Here is a 15,270-nt window from a genome sequence, read left to right on the forward strand (position 1 = left end):
TATTATTTTTATACCTGTTTATTATTCTTTCTTAGTTTGGGGCTTGTCTTATTGCGACAATGCGGGTATTATAGGGTTCTTGCATACTGTCGGGCAATTCCTCCAACAGTCCGTGAAGTTGGTCGATCAATTTTTCTGCCTGTTCGATGTTGCCTGTTTGGAACATATAATCAATCAATTCAATGCCGATGGATATCCTGTACAAAAGGTCGTTGCTCTCATCTTTCAGTAGTTTCATGGCAGAATGTACCAGCTGTGTGGCATCCATTTCGCTACCGGACAAATAGAGTGCGAGAGCTTTGTGGATAGTCATAGGGGAGATTCCTGCATCGGTTTTGTCAGCTTCGTAACGGTTGAAGGCGTCCAGAGCTTCCTTGATATGCCCTGTGTCGAGAAGTATCTTACCGAGAACTTTGTCAATTCCGGGCAATGTGGAAATTGACGGATCTTGCTTCATGGCATTTTCCAGCATCTGAAGAGCCTCTTGCGGGTGGCTTAATGCATTGTAACATTTGGCCAGTGGTATGATGAGATTGGGTTCGTAAGTCAGGTTGGTTTCATAGAGCGGCAGGGCTTTATGATATTGCATGGTGTCGCAGTAGGCATTTGCTATCGTTATCTCTATTTGGCTTTTTATTTCGTCGGAAGGAGGCTGTGATTCAGCCTTCTGTAGCAAGTTGAGTCCCGCCGTGATTACCCTGTGCGGATTATCCAAAACGGCGTCCATTGTTATTCTTCGTAAACTAATCAGGTAATAGCCGTCTACGGTTATTCCACTGTTTGCAGCTATTTCTTCAAGAAAAGAGATGTACAGTTGATGTGCTGTATTGTACATGCCTAAGCCGATTGTGTAATCCATCAGAACAATTACTGCACTTTCGAGATCGATTCGGTAGTTTTGGTCATCAAACGATTCGTCTTCTTGTTTTAGATGTTCAATCGACGTACCGATTCCATTGCTTGCACTTTGGTGTGACTGCTTGTATTCTTCGTTATCGCTGGAGAGGACATAAACAAATTCGAAGCATCGGAGGATGACTTGCCAATATACAGTATCTTGTTTGGTTATGGCCTGCGCTATGTTGTTCAGACATGCTATCGTTTTCTTGTTGTAGAAGCCATACAAACTTAGCAAGCATCGTATTTCATGCCAGTAGCTCATTTCTGCCTGCTCGAAATTACCTCGATTCCAATTGAATTCGGCCATGTCTTTGAATACCCGTTTGGCCACAGCATCATTATCATTTTGGATAGCGATGTCGGCTGCCATACGATAGTATTCTTCTGCTTGGTCTTCTTCCTTTTTCATTTCCATTGAATAAGCCAGATAGCGATAAATCAGGCTTCGGGCTACTGACATTTTTTCAACCCCCTTTTGGTTGCAATGATGAAGGGCGCGATTGAACATATCGGCAGCTCTTTCAAAATAACCCGTCTGAAAGGCGTCTCTCCCTTGTCGGAAGGTATCGGTCAATGCCGGATCATCTATACCGATGTAGGTTGCAAATTCTTCGATTTCGGCATTTGCATTGGCTGTTTGCTTTTCATTGGGTTTGTCATTGGCCGAATCTTCTGTATTTTTATTTGCCTGTTTCAGTTGTTCAACCGTGTCCTTGTACTGCCTTGCCATCTGATCGTCGGGACCGAACAGGGCGGAGCGTATCTCCCAGGCTTTTTCAATGTGTTCGATTGCCTTGTCTATGTGTCCTAGTCTGAAACATATTGCTCCGTAATTATTGTTCGCATAGGCAGCTGCTTCATCCTGACTTTTATCGCATTCTTCCAGCAAAGCAAGTGATTTTTCGAGCGCAACTGCTGCATCTTCGAAACGATTGAAAGTGTTGTATGCTGCGGCCAGATAGGAGTATGAGGCAGCTTCTTTTTCCAGGTTATCCATATTATGCCAGGTTTCGGCTCCTTTCAGATAATAATGTTCTGAAAGCTTTTCATCATTTAGGACGAGATAGACTTTACCCAGATTGTCATACATGGTAGCAGCCAGTTTTGAGTCTGTTTGTTTTAATGTTTCGAGTAGACTGATGCACTCCAATGCTGTGTTGAGAGACAGATCAGGTTGGTTGGCCCGAAGATATATGGAGGCCTGGCTGTTCAGTAGCTCGGCCAGCGTTATGTCACGGTCTCCAATCTTTTGGTAAATATCTATCGCATGTCTCATATATTCGGTCGCTTTGGGATAGTTTCCACTATACATCTCAATTTCTGCAAGCGAGTGATATTCTTCTTGGGTATGCGTATTTTCATCTCCTAATATGTGCTGATATATCGTAAGGGCTTTTTCGGCATACTCTCTGGCTTGGTCAAAATCTTGTTCCATGCGGCATTCGAGTGCATAATTATGATATGCGATGGCTACATCAATGTCATTCTCACCTTTGAGACTGACATATATGTCCTGACTTTTCAGACGATATTCCTTAGCAAGTTCTTCTTCACCAAGCAACCTGTATATACCGGCGAGATTATCGTATGCTACGGCAATATCATCATGCATGTCCGGCAGGATGGATTTGCGCATCTTAAGGACTTTTTCGAGGATCAGCTTCGCTTTTTCCAATGCGTCTTTATCGACCGGATCTTGTGATTCGCCGATACTGTGGTATACATCAGCGATGTTACACAGGTAAGATGTTATTTTCAGGTCGTCTTCTCCGTAAGCATGGACTGCAAGTGATAATCCTTCCCTATATTCCTTTAACGCCTGGATGTATTCTTTTTTGCGAATACAGATCATACCAGCCAGATTGTGGAACGAGCAGCGTTCTTCACTGGTATCGCCGTCGGCCATCTGGTCGCACATACGGATTAGGAATTCTACCAGTTCGTAGGCTGCATCCAAATCATTCAGATAAGAAATACAGATGTTGGTCAGCCGGATAACGTCATTGCGGAACATCTGCCAATAAGCCCATTGTAGCATAACTGCCATTTCAGCCTTTTCAGCCATACTTCCCATAATCTGTTCAATATAGGCTTGTGAAATTTTATATTTTGAAGCATCGGCTTGTTTTAGTGTACGCCAGTAAAGTATGAATTCGTGAATGTTGTTGGTGCTAAACTGTCGGCTCATATAGCCGAGTGTTGAAATACATTCGTGGAGCTCGTCCCATTTTTCGGCGTGATAAAGTTGATAGGGGAGTTCCTCCATCTTGCGGAAGTTATTGTTTTCTTCGCGATTGAAATAGTCTATAATGTTCTGTCTTAATTGTACTTTTCTTTCGCTGTTAAGGTATTTCTGTTCAATAGCCTGTCGTATCATGTCGTGTGCAAAAACTACTCGTCCGTCCCTAATCATTAGGTGGGCCGTGTTTGCACAATAGAATTGAGACCAGTAGAGCGACGGGATGTTGCTAATTGCAATCAGTTCTGTTTCAGATAATCCATCTTTGGATAATGCTATCAGTGACAGCAAGTCTGATGTTAGCGAGGGGTAAAGTGGGGTGTTGTATATTTGCTCTTTGCGCTGTAATAGTCTGTCAAAAAACGAGTTGATGTCTGGCAGGTTAGTCATTTGGCTGATGAAGCTGGTCAGGCTGTCGAAATTTCCGAAACATCTGATTTCCTCAAGTAATGACATCAGTACCATGGTGTTGTCTGTTATGTCACTGCCTTTGAGTATCATGGTCAGTTGTTGTTCGGACAGCCGCTTGCGATAACGATCGAAAAAGTCTACAATCAGTTCCTTGCGTTGGTCGAGCAGTAAGGGGTAGACTGTTATTACAGGGTATTTCCGTTTTTTGAATACCTGCATGGTTTTATCTTCCTCGATAGTTGAAAAGATTATTTTTACATTGTCCGGGAAGTCAGGCAACCAGTTTAATAGTTTTGTTCTATGATTCCGGTCTGAAAGTTGATTGGCGCCGTCCAAAACGATTAGTAAAGGTTTTTGTCCGGCAATTAGTTGGGCCCTCAAGGCTAGTTTCTGGTAATCTATATTATCTGTATCGGTAGCATTGTGTTCGATTTGTCGGTCGTTTTCCTCCATCTGCTCAAGCCCGTATAGAGAGTCTATCTGGGTGGTTATATGCTTCGCAATATCCGTCGTGTCCAAACTCTGCGATGAGTTGGCGCTAAAGTGTGCTACCACATTCCACCGATCATCTTCGATGATATTTTTAAGCCAATAAGCCAAAAGGGCACTCTTACCCATACCGCTTTCTCCGGTAATCACCAGATGCTGGTTGGGTGTATTGTTTAGAAACTTGTCCAGGTAGGAGATATAAGCTTTATTGGGTATATAATTATCCGATTTGTCATCCAGAAAGGCTTGTAGTTTCTGTCTTTCGTGTACGGCGGGATCTTCGACTTTATCTTTGGGGAAAAGGTGGTCGAGTAATGTTTTGAATTCCGATTCCACCTGTTCGCCCAATTGTTCGGGGGAACAGTAATCATAGGTGTTATATCTTTTGTTATTTCTTACTGTTTCTTTTAGCTGCGCCTGCCTTGGATCGGTTTCCATCGTCTTTTCATCTGCTTCGCGTATATAGAACGAAGCATAGACCGGTTCGAGCGACCGAAGCACGCCATATTGAATTTCAATTTCCGTAATGCTCATCCCATGATCGAGGTCAGCGGCAAGCCATTCGTATCTGTCAGGCATGGCCTGGTGTTCAATGAGTGTTTCTTTCGATGGACACCAACCGTATCTTTCTCCTAATAATCCGATGAAAAACGGGTGTGAATTCCGTATCTCGTCCAAACATATTTCCACCACTTTGCTTGACTTTGCTTCTTCTTCGGTGATTCCCCATCGCAGATCGACTTCAGTCAGTGTGACATTGCGTTCGTAGGCAATCTGCCGCAGTCTTGGAAAAACTTTGTTAACCAGCATATCTCTTTCGCTCTGCATATCTTGAAAGGTGGATGAAATAAATATCCTGATGTTCCTTGATTTTTGAAAATTGTTTTTCATGGTGGTATATGTATTAATCTGATTTCTACAAATTGTCGGATGGAACCTGGAACTTATAAAAAATCTCATTTATTGTATAGGCTGATACATCATACTTTTTTGTATTATCATCTAATTCCGAGATTTTAAATCTTGTTGCCCTTTAATACAAACATAGGGAAAAACTTTGATTTATTATAGCAATCTTGTAAAAAAGTTAGATTTTGCACTTCGATTTTTAAAAACACGTCAAAGAACACAGATAAATGGAGCTTGGGAGTTATCGCCTGCCTATGACCTTTTGCCAAGTAGCGGATATTCATTCTCAATGCGAATCTGTAGTCGAAATGTACAGGTGCCAGGATTGACTCCATAGCACCTGTACATATTGAAATATCTATTTAGTATCCCGGATTCTGATATTCACTGCCATTAGTGATTGTTGCGGTAAATGTGGTTGAAATGGGACGTAACGCATAATTCGGATGGAAGAACCGGGCCAAGTCCGGATGAGTATTCTCCAGATACTCTGAGTTCTTAAACATGCCTGTCCGTTTCAAATCGTAGAAGCGGCAATATTCTCCGCAAAGTTCACGGCCTCTTTCGTCTAAGATATCCTGCACCGTAATACTCCCTGTGAGCGGATTTGCTCCGGCACGTTCGCGAACCTTATTGATATAACCGGCTGCATTCGTCCCGCCATTCAGGTAAATATCTGCTTCTGCCGCAATCAAATAAACTTCTGCCATACGCATGATAAACGTTGCATTCAGATTACCGTTTCTCTGTTTGGAAGCATTGGCTACATAATAATTACTGCTGTTATGCTTATTCAGTGACGGATAATAGTAGCGGAACTGGTTCTCGTTTGTGCCGTCATTCTTGTAATTGCCTGTGACGTTTGTATAAGCATAATTCATGTTCACATTATGATTGTCGTCACTATATACATGATGATAATCAATCAGCAAATAATCAGAAATGTGTTCTTTTTGTTTCTCTGTTGCATAATCGATGTCCTGCGGCATGATGAATTTAATAGCTAAGTCACCTTTATTCAGAGCTTTGCCAATGACGGTTTCTTCCTTGTCATACATGTGTACGGCACTTTCGTCCCAAGTGTAATTCTTGTTCGCGTTCCACTCTGTAGTGAACGATTCATGAAATCTGGGGTCTAATGTTCCGTCTTTCTGCACATACAAACTCAATAAATGCTGTGTAGGCATAAAGATACCGGTTATTGAGCCTTCCCAGGTAAGCCGTGTCTCCTGATTGTCTTCACGAGCACCGAATTTATTGATATTACATAAGAAATACTCGTCGTTGCGATTCAACTTATAATTCCCATTGCTTGATCCGTGTCCGTCTGCTCCTGCATACCAGCGATGTTTCCAGAGAGCTTCCTTGTTTTCCCAGTTGTTGCTCTCTTTAAACACCTCGCTATACGATGGATACATATACGTATTGTATTTCCCACCGCCAGTTTCGCAATCGGTAATCAATTTCTTGGCTGCATCCAAAGCTTCCTGCAAATATTCGGTGCTTCCATATTCGTACGTCTGCAAGCAGGCTTTAGCCAGAAAACCGAGAGCGGCTTTCTTTGTCGGAGTGGTAGTTGTTGCATGCGTACCTGTTGGCAACCATTCGGATGCAAATCTTAAATCGGGGATAATAACCTCCTGATAGATGGTCATCGGATCGGTGCGGGTGGGGGAGTAGGTCAACGTTTCCGTCACTACGGGTTCTGTGAGCATCGTCACTGCTCCGAATTGTTCCACCGCGTTGAAATAATACACAGCTCTAAGAAAACGGGCTTCCGCAATCTTTGCATTCCGTTCCTCTTCCGTGGTGTAAGGAGGTTTGTCTCCTAATGCGATGGCTTCGTTACAGGCTCCCACACCGTCGTAAGTCCCGTTCCACCAATTATTGGTGTAAGTCGTATTGGGCGATGTTCCTGCGAAAAACCAGAACCACTGCGTGTAACTGGTTGATTCGTTGGCTTTATACGTCCAAAGATCGGTGTCGCCTTCAGTCAGTGACATCCAGTCGGCAGCACCATAATAAAATCTTTCCATAGCAAAATAGCACTGGTTAATCAGGGTTTCATATCCATCGATGGAAGTAGCTAAAGCCTCTTTGGTAAATGCGCCCGGGTTGTACTCGTCCAAAGTGCAGGAGTGTAGAGAAAGGGCCGAGAGCAGCACGCTGCAAAATATGAATTTTATATATATACTTTTCATGATTATAATCTTTAGTTAAAATGTCAAATTAACGCCAAAAACAAATTGCCGGTAGGTAGGGAATGCATCCGAACCGTTGGTTTCGGGATCAGTATCTTTCAATTGTTTGTCTTTTACAAAGATGAACGGATTGTAGGCTGTGGCATAGATGCGGCATTTTTCCATCAAAACCTTGCGTGATATGTTTACGGGCAGTGTATATCCCAGTGTGATATTCTTAATCTTGATAAAGGAACCGTCGCGTACTCTTAATGAAGGATATACGGTTTTTTGCTCATCTGCCGTTCCGGGACGGGGGAAATAGGCGTCCTGATTATCCTCTGTCCAGTAGTCTACACCTGCCAGCTGATTCTTGGTTACGCTCTGTTCGGCGGTATAATAGCCGAGCAGGTCGCTGTTGATCGTTTGTCCGTAACGTGCCATGGCAAAGACAGATAAATCAAAATTCTTGTAGGTGAAGGAATTGCTGAATCCGATGATCCAGTCCGGATTGGAGTGTCCCAGAATTTGTCGGTCTTCCGTACTGTATTTATGTACGCCTCCGTCACCTTTCTGGTCTAAGGTTTCTATCTTGATGAAGCCGGGTTTTACGCCGTAGGCATCCAATGTCTCCTGTGGAGTATCGGTTCTCCAGATTCCGGCATACTTATATCCGTAAATGGCTTTAATCGGTTCACCGACAAACAGATTTTCAGCAATCAGGTCACCGTCGGGCAGGTCGTCTATTTGTTCCTTGTTCCAGGTGACGGATAAAGTGGTGTTCCAAGTGAAATCCTTGTGCCGTATGTTGTGTGAAGTGATCGTTGCTTCCACACCTTGATTGCTGGTCTGGGCGATGTTTTGCCAGATGGCCAGAGGCGATCCCCATCCGGTCAGACCACTGGTGATGGGCAATGTACGTTTGAATAATAATCCTTTGGTTGTTGTTTTGAACCATTCTACTGAGCCGTCGATGCGACCGTTCAGGATGCCGAAATCCAACCCCACATTCCAGTTGTATGATTTCTCCCATCCGAGATCGGAACTACCGTAACTATCAGCGTATTGCGTGAAAGGAACGATTTTCCCATTAATGGAAATTCCCGAAGCGGTATATACGTATGCTTGTGTTGTGGTGCTGTATGCGGTGGTTCCTCCCGAGTTACCCGTGATACCGTAGCTCACTCTCAACTTCAGGTTGTCCAGCCAACTGCGTGTCTTTTCCATAAATGCCTCGTCGGATATTCTCCACGCCAGTGCGCCTGCGGGGAAGGCATCCCATTTATGTCCGGTAGAAAATTGTGAAACACCGTCCCAACGGGTCGAGAAATTAAACAGGTATTTGCCCTTGTACGAATAGTTCAGACGGAAGGCAAAAGACATTTTCTGTGTCTGTGCGAAGTCGGACTCCACATGTTGGGAAGTGCCCGATGTCAGTCGCCAGAAAGACCATTGATCTACCATCTGACCGCTGGCGGCAGCCATGCTACTTTCCGACTGGTTCTTATTCCAGGAAGTAATCAGTGAACCTCCTAGATTATGGTCTTTTGCGATGGTTGTGTTGTAAGCGAGAATATTTTCCCAAGTGTAATTCCAGGCATTGTTGTTGGTGATGGAAGCATGCGGTGAACCTGCATAAGACGGACGGTTGGCATTACACTTTTCTCCCCAGTATTGCCCGCGGCGTGAGTGATTCAAAGTTCCATTGACACGACTGGTAAAAGTCAGGTCTTTGACGGGAGCTAGTTCGACATAGCCACTCATGTTCAGGTAGGTGGAACGGGTGTTGTCTACATACTGATTCTCTATGAAATCACTCATCGGGGAATATTGTCCCGTGATGAATTCGTGATTGATCTCCCCTTCTTCGGTATAAGCATCACCCAGCGGGATGGTGGAGAGAGATTTGGTGAATGTGTTTTTCACGCCGGAGTTCAAGTCCCGGTAGACTAAATTGGAAGTAAAGCCTACCTTTGCCCATGAAAATATCTGCTGATCCAGATTGAGGCGTAACGAATATCTGTTCAGATTCTCGTTGCTAAGTAAACCTTCCTCCCGGTTGTAGGAAGTCGAAGCAAATAATTTTGTCTTTTCAGTGCCGCTACTGACTGAAAGACTGTATTTCTCTGTGGTAGCTGTATTGCCCGATACTTCATCCACCCAGTCTATCCATTTGCCGTTGTTGTATGCATCTATAAAATCCTGTTTTCCCAGTAGGGCGGACATATCTGTGGGATAGTCACCGTTTTTATATTTATAGGCTTCCCGTTGATAGGTGACCCATTCATCCCGCGTCATCCCATGCCTGTAGTTGGGTGAACCGCTGAATCCGTAATAAGCATCGAAGTTTACGGTAGCTTTCCCCTCTTTTCCTCTTTTGGTGGTGATGATGACAACGCCGTTTGCTCCTGCGGAACCATAAATGGCGGTGGAGGAGGCATCTTTCAATACATCTACACTCTCAATGTCCGACGGGCTGACTTGGCTATAGCTGCCGGGGATTCCATCGATAATAAACAACGGTTCGTTGCTGCCATAGATGGATCGTGAACCACGAAGCAGGATAGTGACATCACCCCCTATCTGTCCTGAAGTTTTGGTGATATCCATTCCGGGTATCTTGCCTTGAAGTGCTTCCATTACATTATTGGTAGGAGCGGCCAGCACTTCCGCGCTCTTGACAGAGGTTACCGCACCCGTCAAATCCCGTTTTTTGACCGATCCGTATCCTACCACCACTACTTCATCAATCAGTCTGGCGTCTTCCGTCAGTATGATTTCCACCTTGTTCTTGTTGCGTGTATTGACTTCCTGTTCCGTGTATCCCATATAAGATACCTTTAATATTGCATTGGGTGCTACGTGCAGTGTGAATTGTCCGTCTACATTCGTAATCGTCCCGTTGCTGGTACCTTTTTCAACGATATTCGCTCCGATAATCGTCTCTCCTTGAGAGTTTTTCACTATACCTGAGATTGTTTTGCTCTGTTGGCAATAAGCCCGTGTTGATCCAAGTATCGATAATGAACCTATTAATAAGAATAATAGGTAAAAATTCATTCTATAAACAGTCTTTAGGGGATTATTCCACCCTATGTTTGTTTTATCAGAAAATGATTTCATGTTTTTTGTTTAATTGTATGTTTACTAATTTGTTTTTGGATAGCTAAATTTCCGGACAATTTAAAGCTATGTCTCGATTGTAACGACTTTACTTATCCCATAGGCTATTAGATTTTATTGGTTAAATAATGATTGTTCAGAATGTCAATGTTAATTAAACATTATTCTATTACTGTTTTGAATGTGGCGCCACGATTCCTGTCAGTAAAAAACTGACAGGACAAAATTATGCATATAGAACTGGGAACTGAAAAAAATAAAGTTGACTTTTATCAGGACAGAGTTGTTTCTTACTACCTGTTGTATATTTGATTTTATAAGGTAATATTGTTGTTGATTAAACCTTTACCCGTTGTAAACTTTACGGTAGTAAAGTTTTAGAAGTAGATAAGAATGATAAAGACTGGGATAAAATAGATCTAATTAGGTTATATTAAAAGAGAAACAGATAGAAAGCTGTCTTTTTCAAAGGGTGATATGTAGTTGCGAATTTTATTTTCATTATCTTTGTCTCAATGTATTTACTAAAGCAATAATGATATGGATATTAAAGTAAAGGACAAGGTGAATCAAAGGCATGTCGGTCGCAATCTACAAAGAATCCGTGTGTATCTAGGTATGAAACAGGAGGCGTTAGCTTCTGATCTGGGTATTAGTCAACAGGAGATTTCGAAGATAGAAAAACAAGATGAAATAGAAGATGGACTGCTAACAAAAATAGCTGAAGTCTTGGGAATATCTACTGATGTCATCAAGGATTTTGATGTTGAAAAAGCCATTTGTAATATTAATAACTATAAAGATGCCACGATTTCTCCGGGAGCAACCGCTACTGTTTATGCAGCTCACACGCAACAGATTAATCCCATTGAAAAGGTGGTTGAACTGTATGAACGCTTGTTGAAAAGTGAACAGGAGAAAATAGAGATTCTAAGAGAGTGCATAAAGCAGGGCAAATAATTAACAGACTGGAATATGGAAACGGAAAAGTACACAAATACGATTCATCTGGGAAGAAAAATTGAACGGGTACGTCGGCTTCGGGGAATGACTCAAGCGGAACTCGGTGATCTGTTAGGTATAACGAAACAGGCTGTTTCAAAAATAGAACAAACAGAGAAGTTTGACGATGAACGATTAGGCGAGATTGCTTCAGCACTAGGCGTTACTGTAGATGGCCTGAAGAACTTTAACGAAGAAACGATTCTGTATAATACGAATAACTTCTACGAGAATTGTGGTGTTAAAAGTGCTGTCAGTAATACGGGCAATAATCAGACCTTTAATAGTTTTCCTGTTGAACAGGTAATTGAGATTTTCGAAAAGCTGTTGGATAAACAAAAGGAGCAATTTGAAACTTTAAAAAAAGAGAAGAAATAAATATCTCCAAGATATTGAATTTTATCAGTAGTAATTATATTCCTGACGCAATGATAGCTGAATTGATTTCCTCAAAAAACAAGGAAATAGATTGGTTGAAAGAAGAAATTAAGTTTTTAAGAGGGGAAAATGAAAAATTGCTGCGAATTGTGGTCGAAAAGATATGAGATGATGTTGTCATAATTATGTGATACACTTCTGTCTGTTTATATGGGTAGTTATCACATTTATGTTGTAAGCATAATTAAGATTTGATTGAAACTTTATAAATAATATTTTTTACTGTAAATATTGAGGTATCCAAACTCTCTTTAGTTCCCGGGGTTTGGATACATTTTTAAGTTTACTGTATTATGGTGTAGTGTTCACAACACTGTAATTCTGATTCACTAATGTCCCAATATTTTGTTTCCAATAATAATTTGAGAACAATCCAAGTCTTTCAATATTAATTTTAGTAATCATGGTGCTTTAAATAGAATTCACATCTACATATCTTCCATTGAAAAAAGCCTGCTTTCTATCTCATACTTAAACAAGACTTTTTTCCGTAATTCCTCTACTTTTAGTGTGAACAAATCCGGTTTGAAATTTTTGGATTGTCTTTTCACCTCTGCTACCAGAGCTTTTTTCTCTTCTGCATATAGTCCGACAATATCTATTTCATCCTGATCTTTATTATTCTTGCCTTGCCACCAAGAACCTATATCTGCAAATTCCTTGCTTTCCATCATCTGTTGGCGGAAATACATTTCCAAAGCTAAGCCGGAAAAAGTTGGATAATCCTTTTTAATAATATCAGCCAAGCGTTCAAAATTCTGTATCTCTATATAATTTTGATACTTGATAAAATACCGGAACCAGAAACGTAAAAACATATCCGATACTTCATAACGGACTGTCTGGGAACCCTCTTTTGAGAGTATAGGCCGTTTTTTCTTTATCAAATCATAGTCTTCTTCCAATCTCTTTAATTGTCCGCCCAGACTCATTCCACCCATAACAGTTTCCATTTCCGGCAAGGTATTCTTACCGTTGGAGATTGCTGATAAGATTGAAAAGTAATTGCCGTATTTTTTTCCGAACTCCTGTATCAGCAAAGCCTGTCCTTCGGTCAGAAAGGACGAATCGGGTTGCAACATGAAATCAACCATGTTTTCCATACTCGTACATCCATTGTCCATAAACTGCTCAATATACTTTGGAACACCACCGGTAAAGGTATAGAGTGCTAACAAATCATCTTTGGTATAGTCTGCTTTATGATCCGACATGATTTCTTTTAATATGGAAGTAGTGAAAGAAGACAATTTCATTATACTGTCAGCACGGCCATACAGCGGTTCTTTGGAATCTCTGAAGATTTTATTCATAAGTGTATAAACCGAACCGCTCACGATAAGATTGACATGGCTCTGCTTCCTCAGCCGATCCCAAGTATCCTGTATCAAACTGTAAATCTCTTGATTTATGTAATAGAATTCCTGAAACTCGTCAATAACCAGATTGTATTCCATCCGTGTTCCCAAATCCATTAAGAAACGAAACATTTCTGCAAAATTGGTAAGTTCTGGTACATAAATATTAAGTGCCTGTCGGATCTCGGAAGTAAATCGTAAACAAAGATCTGTTTCATTGCTTCGGCTGACAAATAGATATACCGTAGGAGTATCTTCACAACTTTTGAATATAAGACTGGTCTTACCGATACGCCGCCGACCGGTAAGTACCGTCATTTGTGAATGTACGGAAAAAGACACTCGGCGGACCTTTTCCAATAATGCTAGCTCTTTTTCTCTATTGTAGAATTTCATATCCTATCTTTTTATATTTGATTTCACCGTCGTAAAGTTTACCATCGTAAACTTTACGACGGTGAAATTTAAAATCAATAACAAAGTTACTAATAATTTCGAAACTATAATATGATTAAGGTTCTGAAAATCAAAAAAGAGTGAATACTTAACATTTCAGTTCATGCAGCATGTCTTGTTACACTAAATTAGTGTTCCGATACGTATTCCAGTTTTCAATGTCATTGCGGCTACATTCTACGAACACTATGATGATATTCTAAACTTCTATAACAAGAGGACATCAAACGCGGCAGCAGAGTCTTTCAACGCCAAGATCAAACTCTTTAGGGCAAACTTACATGGAGTGGCAGACAGAAAGTTTTTTCTGTTTAGAATGGCAAAGATATATGGATATCCCCACTAAATTTCTACTGCCCCGAATTACAACTGATCCCCCTTGATCCTCCTTTTTCAAACTGAGCCGGAGAAAGCCGTAGGGTAATAAAAAAGCCCCTGAAAATCAGAGGCTTTTTTATTTTCGTGATCCGCCTGGGGCTCGAACCCAGGACCCCAACATTAAAAGTGTTGTGCTCTACCTGCTGAGCTAGCGAATCAATCCTTATTTGCGAATCAGTTATTTCCTGATTGCGGGTGCAAAGGTAGTTACTTTTATTTAATTTGCAAGCATTCCGTAGAAAAAAGTTTCAATTATTTTTCCTCGTTATGGCTTGTTTCTTGATTATCAGTAGTTTCTACTTCATCATATTTTATCTTTTCTTTGTTGATAATAAAGCGTTGGTAGTAGGAGAGCATCAAAGTTGTTAGTGGCAAGGCGATAATCATGCCGAGCATTCCCATTAATGAACCCCAGATAGAAAGAGATAAAAGGATGATGGCAGGATTCAGTCCGGTAATCTTTCCCATGATTTTGGGGACAAGGAAGGTGTCCTGTATGATTTGTACGATTGCAAAGACGGCTAATGCACATGCAATGATAATCCAGAAGTTCTGTCCGGTGTCGGCAGCTTTGAGGATCGCCAATAAAATAGTGGGAAGGAAACCGATGATTTGCAAGTAGGGAACCATATTCAATGCTCCGATGAAAAGTCCCAAAGCGATAGCCATGGGGAAATCGATAATCAGGAAACCGATGCTGAAAAGAATACCTACGCAGAAAGCAACCAAAGCCTGTCCACGGAAATATCTGTTCATACCATCCTGTACGTCGTGAACCAGGTTGGAGGCAAACGTACGGTATTTATTGGGTAGCAGATGCAACCATCCTTCAGCTATCGCTTCGTAATCCAATAATATAAAGATTACATATAATAATATAATGAAGGAGGCAAGGATGCTGAATAGAATGTTGAGAGATTCTGCAAGCAAAGTCCACACTCTGGGGACGGTATCTTTGATTGCCGCCAGAATATTCTCTTCACTTAATACACGGTTCAGTGCCTGAAGATCGATGTTCTCGTGGATAAATTCAGAAAGATTCTTAGGCACATTGTTGCCGGCTCCATTGGTGAGGTAAGTCACCAGCAAGTCGTTCATTCTGCCTATTTCCGAAATCATCGGCGGCACTAACAGATAAAATAAAGTGATTCCGATAACTGTAATGAGGAATAAGGAACAGAAGATGGAAATAATGCGACTTTTTAATCGTAGTTTATACTGGAAGAATTTGACTAACGGATAGACCATATAAGCTATCAGCCACGCAATAAAGAAAGGTAATAACACTCCGCTAAGACGTTCCACAAGCATTAATATGCCTACAACTAACACACATCCGATGGAACCGCGTATAAAACTGTCGAATGTTATCTTTTTCCTTTCCATA

At 41.4% G+C, this 15,270-nt stretch carries 7 protein-coding genes, 1 tRNA gene and 1 pseudogene; 3 read left to right on the forward strand and 6 right to left on the reverse strand.

Annotated elements, in window-relative coordinates; translation table 11 throughout:
- Nucleotides 1-31 precede the first annotated feature (31 nt).
- The 3 genes from AAHJ11_RS21980 to AAHJ11_RS21990 form a co-directional block, all read right to left on the reverse strand.
- Complete coding sequence (locus tag AAHJ11_RS21980) at nucleotides 32-4,930, reverse strand: tetratricopeptide repeat protein (protein WP_262912931.1); 4,899 nt, start codon at nucleotides 4,928-4,930, stop codon at nucleotides 32-34.
- Nucleotides 4,931-5,310: 380 nt separating this feature from the next.
- Complete coding sequence (locus tag AAHJ11_RS21985; RefSeq protein WP_217721298.1) at nucleotides 5,311-7,149, reverse strand: RagB/SusD family nutrient uptake outer membrane protein; 1,839 nt, start codon at nucleotides 7,147-7,149, stop codon at nucleotides 5,311-5,313.
- Nucleotides 7,150-7,164: 15 nt separating this feature from the next.
- Nucleotides 7,165-10,251 (reverse strand): TonB-dependent receptor, encoded by a 3,087-nt coding sequence (locus AAHJ11_RS21990; RefSeq protein ID WP_320974319.1) that lies wholly within the window; start codon nucleotides 10,249-10,251, stop codon nucleotides 7,165-7,167.
- 540 nt (nucleotides 10,252-10,791) lie between these two features.
- Here AAHJ11_RS21990 and AAHJ11_RS21995 point away from each other — a divergent pair.
- Both AAHJ11_RS21995 and AAHJ11_RS22000 read left to right on the forward strand, forming a co-directional pair.
- Nucleotides 10,792-11,211 carry a helix-turn-helix domain-containing protein gene (locus AAHJ11_RS21995; protein WP_148365369.1) on the forward strand — a complete coding sequence of 140 codons (420 nt, stop codon included), beginning with the start codon at nucleotides 10,792-10,794 and terminating at the stop codon, nucleotides 11,209-11,211.
- A 15-nt stretch (nucleotides 11,212-11,226) separates the two neighbouring features.
- Entirely contained in the window at nucleotides 11,227-11,631 is a 405-nt protein-coding gene (locus tag AAHJ11_RS22000; protein ID WP_004299170.1) for a helix-turn-helix domain-containing protein, read from the forward strand.
- A 488-nt stretch (nucleotides 11,632-12,119) separates the two neighbouring features.
- Here the strand turns inward: AAHJ11_RS22000 and AAHJ11_RS22005 are convergent, their stop codons facing one another.
- Nucleotides 12,120-13,445, reverse strand: a complete 1,326-nt coding sequence (locus tag AAHJ11_RS22005) for an ATP-binding protein (protein WP_320974320.1) — start codon at nucleotides 13,443-13,445, stop codon at nucleotides 12,120-12,122.
- A 214-nt stretch (nucleotides 13,446-13,659) separates the two neighbouring features.
- Here AAHJ11_RS22005 and AAHJ11_RS22010 point away from each other — a divergent pair.
- A pseudogene (locus AAHJ11_RS22010) lies at nucleotides 13,660-13,851 on the forward strand (transposase); the annotation flags it as partial.
- A 117-nt stretch (nucleotides 13,852-13,968) separates the two neighbouring features.
- On the opposite strand, the gene AAHJ11_RS22015 reads toward AAHJ11_RS22010, so the two are convergent.
- Nucleotides 13,969-14,041: transfer RNA gene (locus AAHJ11_RS22015), tRNA-Lys, on the reverse strand.
- A gap of 94 nt (nucleotides 14,042-14,135) precedes the next feature.
- Nucleotides 14,136-15,269: an AI-2E family transporter gene (locus AAHJ11_RS22020; RefSeq protein ID WP_148365300.1), complete on the reverse strand. Its 1,134-nt coding sequence runs from the start codon at nucleotides 15,267-15,269 to the stop codon at nucleotides 14,136-14,138.
- Nucleotide 15,270 lies beyond the last annotated feature (1 nt).

Origin of the sequence: Bacteroides sp. 90-K9/2, from assembly GCF_047310725.1 — a bacterium.
Taxonomy (GTDB): domain Bacteria; phylum Bacteroidota; class Bacteroidia; order Bacteroidales; family Bacteroidaceae; genus Bacteroides; species Bacteroides vicugnae.